The 12,760-nt window shown below is 47.7% G+C and carries 17 protein-coding genes and 1 riboswitch; of the genes, 14 read left to right on the top strand and 3 right to left on the bottom strand.

The features are described from left to right. The first annotated feature begins 15 nt into the window (after positions 1-15). From AB447_RS09100 to AB447_RS09090, 3 genes are read left to right on the top strand one after another with little or no spacing between them, the layout of a single operon-like run. Positions 16-834, top strand: coding sequence for an ABC transporter ATP-binding protein (locus AB447_RS09100; RefSeq protein WP_048353229.1), 819 nt, complete (start codon positions 16-18; stop codon positions 832-834). Next, a complete protein-coding gene (locus tag AB447_RS09095) occupies positions 827-1,573 on the top strand; it encodes an IucA/IucC family C-terminal-domain containing protein (RefSeq protein WP_048353228.1) in 747 nt (248 codons plus the stop codon). Before AB447_RS09100 ends, AB447_RS09095 begins: the two co-directional genes overlap by 8 nt. Beyond that, positions 1,573-1,824: a YusU family protein gene (locus AB447_RS09090; RefSeq protein ID WP_048353227.1), complete on the top strand. Its 252-nt coding sequence runs from the start codon at positions 1,573-1,575 to the stop codon at positions 1,822-1,824. The genes AB447_RS09095 and AB447_RS09090 overlap by 1 nt, the downstream gene beginning before the upstream one ends. A 26-nt stretch (positions 1,825-1,850) precedes the next feature. Here AB447_RS09090 and AB447_RS09085 read toward each other — a convergent pair whose 3' ends face one another. The 3 genes from AB447_RS09085 to AB447_RS25135 are packed head-to-tail and all read right to left on the bottom strand — an operon-like array spanning position 1,851 to position 2,645. Continuing rightward, positions 1,851-2,192, bottom strand: a complete 342-nt coding sequence (locus AB447_RS09085) for a spore coat protein (RefSeq protein ID WP_048353226.1) — start codon at positions 2,190-2,192, stop codon at positions 1,851-1,853. Positions 2,193-2,203: 11 nt separating this feature from the next. Beyond that, the gene (locus AB447_RS09080) at positions 2,204-2,455 is read right to left on the bottom strand and encodes a hypothetical protein (RefSeq protein WP_048353225.1); all 252 of its coding nucleotides are present in this window, start codon (positions 2,453-2,455) and stop codon (positions 2,204-2,206) included. A 28-nt stretch (positions 2,456-2,483) separates the two neighbouring features. Next, positions 2,484-2,645: a YuzL family protein gene (locus AB447_RS25135; protein WP_082142508.1), complete on the bottom strand. Its 162-nt coding sequence runs from the start codon at positions 2,643-2,645 to the stop codon at positions 2,484-2,486. A 209-nt stretch (positions 2,646-2,854) separates the two neighbouring features. Between AB447_RS25135 and AB447_RS09075 the strand changes: the two genes are divergently transcribed. The 11 genes from AB447_RS09075 to AB447_RS09020 all read left to right on the top strand — a co-directional run bounded on the left by AB447_RS09075 (position 2,855) and on the right by AB447_RS09020 (position 12,757). Then, positions 2,855-5,245: a 3-hydroxyacyl-CoA dehydrogenase/enoyl-CoA hydratase family protein gene (locus AB447_RS09075; RefSeq protein ID WP_048353224.1), complete on the top strand. Its 2,391-nt coding sequence runs from the start codon at positions 2,855-2,857 to the stop codon at positions 5,243-5,245. Between the two features lie 11 nt (positions 5,246-5,256). Next, positions 5,257-6,432, top strand: coding sequence for an acetyl-CoA C-acetyltransferase (locus tag AB447_RS09070; RefSeq protein ID WP_048353223.1), 1,176 nt, complete (start codon positions 5,257-5,259; stop codon positions 6,430-6,432). Between the two features lie 16 nt (positions 6,433-6,448). Further along, the gene (locus tag AB447_RS09065; protein WP_048353222.1) at positions 6,449-8,233 is read left to right on the top strand and encodes an acyl-CoA dehydrogenase family protein; all 1,785 of its coding nucleotides are present in this window, start codon (positions 6,449-6,451) and stop codon (positions 8,231-8,233) included. 115 nt (positions 8,234-8,348) lie between these two features. After that, complete coding sequence (locus AB447_RS09060) at positions 8,349-8,705, top strand: arsenate reductase family protein (RefSeq protein ID WP_048353321.1); 357 nt, start codon at positions 8,349-8,351, stop codon at positions 8,703-8,705. A 60-nt stretch (positions 8,706-8,765) separates the two neighbouring features. Next, a complete protein-coding gene (gcvH, locus tag AB447_RS09055; RefSeq protein WP_046130205.1) occupies positions 8,766-9,149 on the top strand; it encodes a glycine cleavage system protein GcvH in 384 nt (127 codons plus the stop codon). 54 nt (positions 9,150-9,203) lie between these two features. Next, the gene (locus tag AB447_RS09050) at positions 9,204-9,440 is read left to right on the top strand and encodes a YusG family protein (protein WP_053075368.1); all 237 of its coding nucleotides are present in this window, start codon (positions 9,204-9,206) and stop codon (positions 9,438-9,440) included. Positions 9,441-9,511: 71 nt separating this feature from the next. Next, positions 9,512-9,853: a toprim domain-containing protein gene (locus AB447_RS09045; protein ID WP_048353220.1), complete on the top strand. Its 342-nt coding sequence runs from the start codon at positions 9,512-9,514 to the stop codon at positions 9,851-9,853. A gap of 29 nt (positions 9,854-9,882) precedes the next feature. Next, positions 9,883-10,191, top strand: a complete 309-nt coding sequence (locus AB447_RS09040) for a thioredoxin family protein (protein WP_048353219.1) — start codon at positions 9,883-9,885, stop codon at positions 10,189-10,191. A 120-nt stretch (positions 10,192-10,311) separates the two neighbouring features. Next, positions 10,312-10,659, top strand: a complete 348-nt coding sequence (locus AB447_RS09035) for an SCP2 sterol-binding domain-containing protein (protein ID WP_048353218.1) — start codon at positions 10,312-10,314, stop codon at positions 10,657-10,659. A gap of 198 nt (positions 10,660-10,857) precedes the next feature. After that, positions 10,858-10,965: riboswitch (SAM riboswitch) on the top strand. A 105-nt stretch (positions 10,966-11,070) separates the two neighbouring features. Then, positions 11,071-12,096: a methionine ABC transporter ATP-binding protein MetN gene (metN, locus tag AB447_RS09025; RefSeq protein ID WP_048353320.1), complete on the top strand. Its 1,026-nt coding sequence runs from the start codon at positions 11,071-11,073 to the stop codon at positions 12,094-12,096. Further along, positions 12,089-12,757 (top strand): methionine ABC transporter permease, encoded by a 669-nt coding sequence (locus AB447_RS09020; protein ID WP_048353216.1) that lies wholly within the window; start codon positions 12,089-12,091, stop codon positions 12,755-12,757. Before metN ends, AB447_RS09020 begins: the two co-directional genes overlap by 8 nt. Positions 12,758-12,760: the final 3 nt, after the last annotated feature.

The raw sequence follows: 12,760 nt of genomic DNA, 5'->3' as shown, positions 1-12,760 counted from the left end.
GGAGAGATTTCATTTATGAGTGCCATTTCGACAGAAACGTTAAGCTTAGGTTATGGAGAAACGATCATTATTGATGAGTTAAACTTAACGATCCCAAAAGGTGAAATCACTGTATTTATCGGCAGCAACGGCTGCGGTAAATCAACTCTCCTTCGGTCTCTCGCGCGTTTGATGAAGCCAAAAGGCGGTTCCGTGCTGCTGGAGGGAAAATCGATCGCCAAGCTTCCGACAAAAGAGGTCGCGAAAGAGCTGGCCATTCTTCCTCAAGGACCCGCCGCTCCGGAAGGCTTGACGGTTCTCCAGCTCGTCAAACAGGGAAGATATCCTTACCAAAACTGGCTGAAGCAATGGTCGGCAGAAGATGAAGAAGCCGTTAATAAAGCCTTAAAAGCGACAAGAATGGAAGAGCTCGCAGAGCGCACGGTCGATTCGTTGTCAGGCGGCCAGCGCCAGCGCGCCTGGATCGCGATGACGCTCGCCCAGGAGACGGACATCATTTTGCTGGACGAACCGACGACATATCTGGATATGACCCATCAAATCGAAATTCTTGACCTGCTTTTTGAATTAAATGAAACCGAAAAGCGCACAATTGTGATGGTGCTCCATGATTTGAACCTCGCCTGCCGCTATGCTCATCATTTGGTGGCCATCAAGAATAAGCAGATCTACGCGGAAGGCAGGCCTGAATCGATCATCAACTGCCAGCTTGTGCAGGATGTATTTGAAATGGACTGCGAAGTGACGAGAGACCCGCTTTTCGGAACGCCGCACTGCATTCCGTACGGCAGGGGAAGATGCATCGTCCAGCGGGTGGTTGAGTCCCATGCTTAATTTAACAGAAAAGGAGCTTGAGTCTTTGCTTCGTTTCGGCCTCGGAACGAAGCGGACCGGCTCCTTATTGTCTGTAAAAGGCGCACAGCTTTTACATGCCGGTTTTTTAAAGCGGTATCTGGGGGAGATTAAAGGCGGGCTCAACGCTCCGAATGAGAAAGTCGCCGCTTCTTTAATGATGAGACGCTGCGGGATGATGACGGCGCTTCATTTTTACCTTTTTACCGCTTGCGGAAAACGTTTGCCGGCTGATCCTTCCTTGATGTCATGGGAAATTGACGACGGCGGCCAAGGATGGGCGCCGTCGTTTTATTTTGAACAGGAAGCGGAAGTCGTTCAAGAAAACCGCAGGCAGGAGTTTGAAAAACTGACGGAAGACGTTTTCAAACATCATGTGGATAAGCTGATAACCGCCTGTTTTCAGGCATGCTCGATTTCAAAAAAGATTCTCTGGGAAAATATTGCGGTTTATCTGTTTTGGATGTATGAAACATTGCAGACGGAGATAACGGATCCGGCGCTGAAAAAACAGGCGGAACAGGATTTTTGTTACATATTGTATGAAGCAGAGCCGGACCTTTTTGGAGCAGACGTATGTGAAAATCCGCTTGCTAAGTTTTATCAGGGGCAAGACGCGGAACAGACCCGCTCAACCTGCTGCTTGTATTATGTAACGGACAAAAGCGGCGTAACCTGCAGTACATGCCCGAGAAAAAAGCAAAAAGAAAGGGTGTCATGATGGAGCAGAAGCTTCAGGAGCAGCTTGACGGACTGGTCGAAAAATATACGGAGCTGCTTTTAGGAGAGACGGATGAAGAGCTTCAGGAGCAGGTGAAGATGTGGATCATTTATACGCATATCGCAAAAAGCATGCCCCCGCTTGCAAAGCATTGGAATCAAGCATATCCGGATGCAAAGCAGGGGATAAAAGAAGTAATCCAAAGCATCAAAAACATGAATGAAGCGCATCGCGCCAATCGGGAAAAATAAGCAGAGAAATCTCCCGGGATCTCTGCTTATTGGCTTTGCTGATAAGGCGACTGGCTTTGCAGATCTGCTTGAAACTGCTGGTATGTCTGCTGGATCTTTTGCCCGTCTTCCGCCTCCACTTTGTACCAGCCGTTTTGAAACATGACCTCGTATAATCTCCGCTGCGCGTTTTGCGCTTCATTGAAAAGGGTCTGGATTCCCTTATAAAGCGACTCATGGCTAAGCTCATTCAACGCTGTGGAGTATGCGGAAGTGATATATTTTTCGGTTGTCAACAACTCATTGACAAAATCCCTGTCATTCATTGCACTCGTTTTTGGAACCGGTGTTTCCTGGTTGCCGATTTTCTGCTGGTTTTGCTGGTTCATGTTTGCCCCTCCTATTGCATATACCCTGACGGATTCTCGTTTTGCCCTTGACGAAGGTGGTTCAGGATCGCGTTGTAGTGGCTGTGGTGCATTTGACCGACACGATCAAGCTCTGCTTTGAGCGACTGATCCTGACACTGCCCCGCCATAAAATGAGCTTTTTTCATCGCAAGCAAGTTCCAGTTCAGCATGTCCTGCAAATACAAATGATCCTTCGTCGAAATTACGGGCGGCGGTGCTGCCGTTCCCTGCTGATTCTGCATATTGAAGCCTCCTTTTAAAATATCGATTTTAATGTTCTTCCGGACCATCCATATGATGTTTTTTGTACTGCTGGTTCTGACTCGTCCGTTTGCCGCCCGCGTCTTCTTTTTTGTAATCGGGTCCTGCGCTTCCTTTCATGCTGGCGGCGCTGACTGCGGCAGAAGAAGGATTCTTTCTTTCGCGTACCATGCCTTCACCTCCTCTGTATAAGCGTGTCCTAAAAGCGGTAAAACATGTAAGGCACTGAGTTACCCTCACTATAAAAAATTTCTGACATTTTCCATCAAGACTATTGAACTCATTTCCAAAATCTTTTAAGATGGAAGGAGACAGGGGAATTTATTTTTTTGGAGCAAAAATGAATGAATATTCATTCAAAAGGTGAGGGAGGATCATTCATGGTCAAGCATATTCGAAAAGCCGCAGTTTTAGGGTCAGGGGTCATGGGATCGGGAATCGCGGCTCATTTAGCCAACATTGGCATTCCTGTGTTAATGCTCGATATGGTTCCGCGTAATTTAACCGAAGAAGAAGCGAAAAAAGGCCGCACCCTTCAAGACCCGGACGTCCGCAACCGGCTGGCGAGAACGGCCGCCGAAAGGCTGCTGAAGCAAAAGCCGGCTCCGCTGACTTCCAATAAAAACATCGGCTATATCCGTACGGGAAACATGGAAGACGATTTTGAAATGATAAAAGAGGCTGACTGGATTATCGAAGTCGTTGTTGAAAACCTGGACGTCAAAAAACAGGTGTTTGCCAAAGTCGATCAGCACAGAAAACAAGGAAGCATCGTCAGCAGCAACACCTCGGGAATTTCAGTCAAGCAAATGGCGGAGGGAAGGTCAGACGATTTCAAAAAGCACTTTCTGGGCACCCACTTTTTCAATCCGGCCCGTTATTTAAAGCTGCTTGAGATCATTCCGATAGAAGAAACCGATCCTGACGTCCTTTCGTTTATGAAAACGTTCGGGGAAAACGTGCTTGGCAAAGGGGTCGTTGAAGCGAAAGACACGCCGAATTTTATCGCTAACCGCATCGGAACGTACGGACTTCTTGTGACGGTTCAGGAGATGCTGAAAGGCGGCTATTCGGTAGGCGAAGTGGACTCCATAACAGGCCCTCTCATCGGACGGCCGAAAAGCGCGACATTCAGAACGCTGGATGTCGTCGGTCTTGATACGTTTTCACACGTAGCCAAAAACGTGTACGAACAGGTTGAAGGAGAAGAACAAGAGGTTTTCCGGCTGCCGGAGTTCGTTGAAAAAATGCTTGAAAACGGCTGGATCGGCAGCAAAGCAAAACAAGGCTTTTATAAAAAAGAAGGAAAAGACATTTTTGAGCTCGATCCGCTGACGATGACATACGGAAAACGCAAAAAATTAAAAACGTCTGGACTTGAAGCGGCAAAGCAAATCAAAGGATACGGGGCAAGAATGAAAGCGCTTGTTTACTCTGATGACCGGGCCGGGGCCCTGCTGTGGAATATAACGGCGCCCACCCTTGTGTATTCGGCAGCCCTGACAGGCGAAATCGCCGACAGCATAACGGCTGTCGATCAGGCGATGAAATGGGGGTTCGGCTGGTCTGAAGGCCCTTTTGAAATGTGGGACAGCATCGGTGTGAAAGCTTCGGTGCAGAAGCTTGAGGCCGGCGGCTGGCAGATCGCGGATTGGGTCAAAGAGATGCTCGATAAAGGGCATGAGTCATTTTATCTTCGGGAAAATGGAAAAACGTTTTTCTATGATATGAAGAGCGGCGAATATCGGGCGTTTCACGAAAATAGGAAAAACATCCATCTGTCTGCCATCAAGGAGACAAAGGGCGTTATCAAGAAAAACAGCGGCGCCAGTTTAATAGATTTGGGCGATGATGTCGCACTGCTGGAATTCCATTCAAAAAGCAATGCGATCGGCTTTGATATTATCCAAATGCTGAATGCTGCTCTCGATGAAGTGGATGCCAATTATAAAGGGCTTATCATCGGCAATCAAGGCAAAAATTTCTGCGTCGGGGCCAATCTGGCGATGATGCTTATGGAAGCCCAGGATGAAAATTATGTTGAAATTGATATGATCATCCGCAAGTTTCAGGAAACGATGATGAAAGTAAAATACAGCTCCAAGCCGGTTGTCGCCGCTCCGTTCGGCATGACGCTCGGCGGAGGAACGGAGCTGTGCCTGCCGGCTGCGCGAGTACAGGCATCGAGCGAAACGTATATGGGCCTTGTAGAAACAGGAGTCGGCCTGATCCCGGGGGGAGGCGGCAACAAAGAGCTTTACTTGAACCATTTCAAAGGGGTTCCTAAAGGAGCAGCGGCTGACATACAGCAGGCGGCAAATCACACGTTCGAAACGATCGCGCTGGCGAAAACGTCGACATCCGCTCAAGAAGCAAAGGAATTAAATATATTGACGGTGCAGGATCAAATCAGCATGAACCAGGATCATCTTTTATATGATGCAAAATCGCTTGTCCTGACGCTCTATGAAAACGGCTATCGTCCTCCGGTCAAGGAAAACGTCCGGGTCGTCGGAGAAACCGGCTACGCCGCGCTCCTGCTCGGTGCGGAAGCATTGAAGCTGTCCGGGGCGATATCGGATCATGATATGAAAATCGCGAAAAAGCTGGCGTTCGTCATTGCCGGCGGAAGGGTCCCATTTGGCGCGGAAGTTTCCGAAGAATATTTGCTCGATCTGGAAAGAGAAGCTTTTCTGAGTCTTGTGGGTGAACCGATGTCCCAGGCGAGAATGCAGCATATGCTTGTAAAAGGCAAACCTTTGCGTAATTAGGAGGGAGAAAAATGAAAGAGGCAGTTATTGTGTCGGGAGCGAGAACCCCGGTCGGAAAAGCAAAAAAAGGTTCATTGAAAACGGTCCGCCCGGATGATTTAGGAGCGCACGCCGTCAAAGAAACATTGAAAAGAGCCGGCGGGTATGATGGGAATATTGATGATTTAATAATCGGCTGCGCCACCCCGGAAGCCGAGCAAGGATTGAACATGGCCCGCAATATCGGCGCGCTTGCCGGCCTTCCACATACCGTCCCGGCCGTAACGGTCAACAGGTATTGTTCTTCAGGTCTTCAATCGATCGCATACGGGGCCGAAAAGATCATGCTCGGCGGAGCGGACACGGTTATTGCCGGCGGAGCGGAATCGATGAGCATCGTGCCGATGATGGGCCATATCGTCAGACCGAACGCGGCTCTGGCCGAAACGGCTCCTGAGTACTATATGGGGATGGGGCATACAGCAGAGCAGGTTGCAGCGAAATACGGCGTGTCCCGGGAGGATCAGGACGCCTTTGCCGTCAGGAGCCACCAAAAAGCGGCAAAAGCGATAGCTGAAGGAAAATTCGCGGAAGAAATCGCCCCGATGGAGATCACCGTCAGAGAAGTGGACGAAAATCATCAATTACAGGAAAGAACGTTTACATTTTCCGTCGATGAAGGCGTACGTCCGCAGACGACGGCGGAAGTACTCTCAACATTAAAGCCGGCATTTTCCGCAAGAGGCACGGTCACCGCGGGGAATTCTTCGCAAACGAGCGATGGAGCTGCCGCCGTCATGCTGATGGACAAAGGGAAAGCGGATGCACTCGGCCTTCAGCCGCTTGCCAAATTCCGCGCCTTTGCCGTCGGGGGCGTTCCGCCAGAAGTGATGGGGATCGGCCCTATTGAAGCGGTACCGCGGGCGCTGAAGATGGCTGGGCTTGAACTGAAAGACATCGGCTTATTTGAATTGAATGAAGCCTTTGCCTCACAGGCCATTCAAGTCATCAGAGCGCTTGGAATTGATGAAGAGAAAGTCAACGTTAACGGCGGAGCGATCGCACTCGGACATCCGCTCGGCTGTACCGGTACAAAGCTGACGCTTACGCTCATTCACGAAATGCGCAGAAGAAACGCCCAATTCGGCGTTGTGACGATGTGCATCGGCGGCGGCATGGGAGCGGCGGGCGTATTCGAATTAGTCTAAAAAAGGGGATGGGAACATGGAACAAACAAAGGAACTTATGAAAAAAGGCGGCGCTTTTCTGGTGGAAGACGTAACCGCTGATCAGATGTTCACACCGGAAGATTTCACAGACGAACATAAAATGATCGCCAAAACGACGGAGGACTATATTCTCGGCGATGTACTTCCATATATCGACGACATTGAAAACCACCATTTCGAGCACTCTGTCAGGCTCCTGAAAAAAGCCGGCGAGCTCGGGCTGCTCGGCGCCGATGTCCCGGAAGAGTTCGGCGGACTCGGCCTTGATAAAATCAGCTCAGCTTTGATTACTGAAAAATTTTCGCGGGCCGGAAGCTTTTCGCTGTCCTACGGCGCCCATGTCGGAATCGGGACGCTGCCGATTGTCTTCTTCGGGACGCAGGAGCAAAAAGAAAAGTACCTTCCGTCGCTTGCCTCAGGGGAAAAGGTTGCCGCTTATGCATTAACAGAGCCGGGTTCGGGGTCTGATGCGCTCGGGGCGAAAACGACGGCCGTGCTGAATGAAGCGGGGACTCATTATATATTAAACGGTGAAAAGCAATGGATCACCAACTCCGCCTTCGCCGACGTGTTTATCGTGTATGCGAAAATAGACGGGGAGCATTTTTCGGCATTCATCGTTGAAAAAGACTACGAAGGCGTTTCAACAGGCCCGGAAGAGAAAAAAATGGGCATTAAGGGATCTTCGACTCGCACGCTGATTTTAGACCAGGTGCACGTTCCGAAAGAGAACCTATTAGGCGAAGCGGGAAAAGGGCACGTTATCGCGTTCAACATCTTAAATATCGGCCGCTACAAGCTTGCAGTCGGAACAATCGGCGCCTCAAAACGGGTGATCGAGCTGTCGGCCGCTTATGCAAATCAGCGCCGCCAGTTTCAGAAGCCAATCTCAAGCTTTAGTCTGATCGGCGAAAAAATCGCGAACATGTCAACAAAACTGTATGCAATGGAAAGCTCCGTATACCGGACAGTCGGACTTTTTGAAGACAAAATGGGTACCTTGAGCGAAGAGGATCAAAAAGACGGCCGCCAGGTTGCAAAATCGATTGCCGAATATGCGATCGAGTGCTCGTTAAATAAAGTGTTCGGTTCTGAGACTCTTGACTATATTGCCGACGAAGGCGTACAAATCCACGGCGGATATGGATTTATGCAGGAATACGAAGTCGAGCGGGCATACCGCGATTCCCGGATTAACCGGATTTTCGAAGGAACGAATGAAATCAACCGCCTTATCGTCCCTGGCACATATATGAAAAAAGCGCTGAAAGGCGAGCTCCCGCTTTTCGAAAAAGCTAAAGCGCTTCAAGAGGAACTGATGATGCTCATGCCTGAAGAACCGGGCGGCGGCGTTTTGGAACAGGAAAAATACATCCTGAAAAACGCCAAAAAAATCGCGCTTCTCATCGCAGGGCTTGCCGCGCAGAAATACGGGAAAACCGTCGATAACGAGCAGGAAATTCTCGTGAACATCGCCGATATTGCCAGCCAGGTGTACGCCATGGAATCGGCTATCTTAAGAACAGAAAAAGCGGTTCTCAAAGACGGTGAGGAAAAACATCCGCAGAAAATCCTCTACACGCAAATTTTCGCGCAGGAAGCTTTCCAGGAAATCGAAAGCCATGCAAAGGAATCGTTAATCGCGATGGAATCCGGAGATTCGCTGCGGATGATGCTTGCCGCTCTCCGCAAGCTGACCCGCTTTACACCTGTCAATGTCATTAAGAAAAAACGCCTGGCAGCCAAGGCAGTCTTTGAAGCGGAGAAATTCATCGTGTAAATCAAAAACGCCCCGTTCACACAGCGGGGCATTTGTCTTGGCGAAACAATTGTTTTAGGCTTTTAAAACAATCTGTGTTAAAATAGCCTCGGATAAATGAAGAGGGGTGTATATGATGGCTTTAGACTTTTATTGGTACCCGAAATGCGGAACGTGCAGAAAAGCGAAAAAGTGGCTCGAGGACCACGGCAAAGAGGTAAATAGGATACATATCGCAGAACAGCCGCCGACTAAGGACAAGCTGAAAGAGCTTTATGAAAAGAGCGGCCTTGAGTTAAAAAAATTCTTCAACACAAGCGGGCAGAAGTACCGGGAACTTGGCTTAAAGGACAAGCTTCAAGGCATGTCAGAAGACGAGCAGCTTGAGCTTCTGGCTTCCGACGGAATGCTGATCAAACGCCCGATCACGGCTGACGGAAAAAAGGTAACGGTCGGTTTTAACGAAGATCAGTTTAAGAGATACTGGTTATAGTACGTGAAAATATGATATCTTCAATGTAAGACGACTAAAACAATTCTTGGAGGGATTAGCATGAGCACACCGAAAGAACTGCGCTATTCAGAAGAGCATGAATGGGTCAAAACAGAGGGGGACAAAGTAAGAATCGGTATCACCGATTTCGCGCAATCCGAGCTTGGAGACATCGTCTTTGTCGAGCTGCCTGAAGTAGGAGCCGAAATTAAAGCGGACGAGCCTTTCGGCAGCGTCGAGTCTGTTAAAACCGTTTCTGAATTGTATGCGCCGATCAACGGGAAAGTTGTCGAAGTGAACGGGGAGCTGGAAGACAGCCCGGAATTCGTCAATGAGTCTCCGTATGAGAAAGCATGGATGATTGTCGTTGAACCGGCTGACGCTTCAGAAATCGACAGCCTGATGACAGCAGAACAATACGAAGAGATGACAAAAGAAGACTGATAAAGGATAATGCCCTGTCATTTGGATACTCTAAAGCAGGAGGGGGTATCCAAATTGACGCTGGGAAAAGAGAAAATTGATATTACAGAGCATGTTCAAGGCCGTTTTAAAGCCGGCGGCATGCAGCTGTATTATGACAATGAACCGATCGGCCGCATGACCGGGATGGATCAATACGATTTAAAGTCCGGATACTCTTTCCAGGATCAAAAATTTTACAAAGTGGCTGATACTGTAAAGAAACCGGACGCAAAATATGTAGATTGTGATGATCATCAAGGCTGGTGCTGACCGGCTTAGGCGGTGAGTATTCACTGCCTTTTTTTGGAATGAATCTATTTTTCTCTTAAAAGGTGATCCAAATGCCGGAAACTGAAAAAGTCGTAATCGTAGAGGGCAAAACCGATAAGCTTAAAGTGAAGCATGTCAGCGGAGAGCCGCTTGACATCATCTGTACAAACGGTACGATCAGTCTCTCCAGACTAGATGAGTTTGCCGAAACGCTGTATGACAAAGACGTATATATACTGGTCGATGCCGATGAATCCGGAGAAAAGCTGCGCCGGCAGCTGAAAAGGGAACTGCCGGAAGCTTCCCATCTTTACATTGACAAGGTCTACAAGGAAGTTGCTGCAGCTCCGAATCACCACGTCGCAGAGGTTCTTTTCAGGGCGAATATCCAAGTGGATACGAAATATTTATGATTAAAAAGTATTGAGGTGCGGTTCAACTTATGCAGGAACTCCAGGAAAGAGATTTAAAACAGCTTAGCAAAGAAACCTGTCTTTTGTATTTATATACCCCGTTCTGCGGAACATGTCAGCTTGCCGGCAGGATGCTGGAAGTCGTTGATGAAATGCTTGCAGATGTTCCATTCTACAAAAATAATCTCAACTATTCCCCGACGTTTGCCAAAGAAAATGAAATTGAAAGTGTGCCATGCTTCATTCTTTATAAAAATGGCCGAATCGTCAAAAAAGAATACGCTTTTCACTCCGTTTCCTATTTATATGATACGATTAAACAAAATGTTGTTGATTAAGGCGCTTTTTGACATATTTCTCGGGAAATATTTCTCAAAAACTTGTCGAGCAAATCATAAAGGACTCCAGCTGTATAAAGAGAATCTGTAAGTATGACCAATTGACAGGAGGTTATACAGTTGGAGAAAATAGGATTGGTAGAAAGAGAGGAACGAGCTCCTTTTTTAAAACCTCTATTATCAACAACAGCTTTGCTGATCACCTTTCAAGGAGAAAAAGAAGCTTTTACGGTAACGATCAATGAACAGGGGGAAATGGAAAAATCTTCTCCTGTTGAAAAAGCTCATTTGACTTTTTTTGGAGAGCAAAGCGAGATCATTGACCTTCTTCATGGAGACATTTCATTGCAAAATCTCGTTCAGCGCGGCACGATCAAAGTAAAAGGCTCTTTCAGGGCTTTATTAAAGCTTGAAGCGATTTTGTGGCTGACTGACGGATTTTTCAAAAACAGCGACCTTTATTCATAGACATTTTTTGAAAAATTGACACATGATACAACATATGACCGGGACGGCGGGCTGTCGGTATGCCCGTCTTTTTTTTCGCTTTTGCCGCACGAACGGATAGGACATTTGTCTTACGAAAAATAGTTGACAACTATTTTTCTGCATGATATTCTACTTGAAGAATTCCGATCATCATTATCAAAAAATAAATATACGATTCTCTTATCAAGAGAGGTGGAGGGAAGTGCCCTATGAAACCCGGCAACCATCAACAACCGTTGAAGTGGTGCCAATTCACGCGAAGCGTTATGCTTTGAAAGATGAGAGAAAGGCCGCGACTTTTAATAGCCTTTCTGCTCATGTGTGCAGAAAGGCTTTTTTCATGAACATGATTGGACCTCGAAGAATAGAGCAAGAAAGCAGGTGATGGCTTTGATAAATCTTCAAAACGTTTCAAAGGTTTATCGGTCAAAACATGGAGATGTCAATGCTGTCCAAGATGTCACCCTCAGAATAGGAAAAGGTGAAATCTTCGGAATTATTGGATATAGCGGAGCCGGAAAAAGCTCCTTGATCCGTCTGTTGAACGGACTTGAAAAGCCGACTTCAGGCACTGTTGAAGTAGCGGGCAGGGTAATCAGCCGAATCAAAGGGAAAAGCTTGAGGGAAGCGCGGCAGGAAATCAGCATGATCTTCCAGCATTTCAACCTTTTATGGTCGAGGACGGTCCGCGACAATATCGCGTTTCCGCTCGAAATCGCCGGCGTTGGCAAAGAGCAGCGCTTAAAAAGAGTCGCTGAACTGATCAAGCTCGTCGGTCTTGAAGGAAAGGAGAACGCCTATCCTTCCCAGCTAAGCGGAGGACAGAAGCAGCGGGTGGGCATCGCAAGGGCGCTCGCCAACAATCCGAAAGTTCTCCTTTGCGATGAAGCGACATCAGCGCTTGATCCGCAGACGACTGACTCGATCCTGGGCCTTCTGTCTGATATCAACGAAAGGCTGGGGCTGACCATCGTCCTGATCACCCATGAGATGCACGTCATCAGGAAAATCTGTCACAGAGTAGCCGTTATGGAAAACGGCAGGGTTGTGGAAGAAGGCGACGTGCTGAACGTCTTCAGAAAGCCGAAGGAAGACATGACAAAGCGCTTTGTCCAGCAGGTGACAGAACCGGAAGAAACAAAGGAAACCTTGCAGCATTTCCTTGAGGAAACGAAAACCGGTCAGACGATCCAGCTTACATTTGTCGGCGAAGCGGCCGAAACACCGCTCATCACGCAGATCATCCGGAAATTTGACGTTGAAGTCAACATCCTTCAAGGGAAAATTTCGCAAACACAAGACGGCGCTTACGGATCTTTATTCATTCATGTGGACGGGAATGACAGTGAAGTCAGCCGGGTGGTCGATTTCATTAAGAGCCGCCAGGTAGAAGCAGAGGTGATTAAAAATGTTTGAGAAACTGTTTCCTAATGTGAATCTTGATAACCTGTGGAATGCGACATACGAAACGGTTTATATGACAGGCATATCGCTTTTGTTTGCGTTTATCATCGGAATCATTCTCGGATTGCTGCTGTATTTGACATCGAAAGGAAACATTTGGGAAAACAAGGTGATTAATGCTGTGATCTCAGCTATTGTCAACGTTTTCCGGTCGATTCCGTTTATTATATTAATTATTATTTTGCTAAGTTTCACAAAATTTATCATGGGAACGATTTTGGGGCCGAATGCGGCTTTGCCGGCGTTGATTATCGCATCCGCACCGTTTTATGCCCGCCTTGTTGAAATCGCGCTGCGCGAAGTCGATAAAGGCGTGATCGAAGCGGCGAAATCGATGGGTGCAAAAACGTCGACGATCATTTTCAAGGTTCTCCTGCCGGAATCAATGCCTGCACTCATTTCAGGTATTACGGTTACGGCGATCGCGCTCATCGGATCAACAGCCATGGCCGGTGCGATCGGTTCCGGAGGGCTCGGAAACCTCGCATATGTCGACGGTTTTCAGATGAATTGCAACGATATTATTGTCATTGCCACGATTTTTATTTTGGCCATCGTATTCATCATCCAGTTAATTGGGGATTTTATAACAAATAAACTAGACAAACGTTAGGGA

The sequence above is a fragment of the Bacillus glycinifermentans genome (genome assembly GCF_001042475.2).
In the GTDB taxonomy this organism is placed as follows: Bacteria; Bacillota; Bacilli; order Bacillales; family Bacillaceae; genus Bacillus; species Bacillus glycinifermentans.
This window is presented reverse-complemented; position numbering and strand designations above follow the sequence as displayed.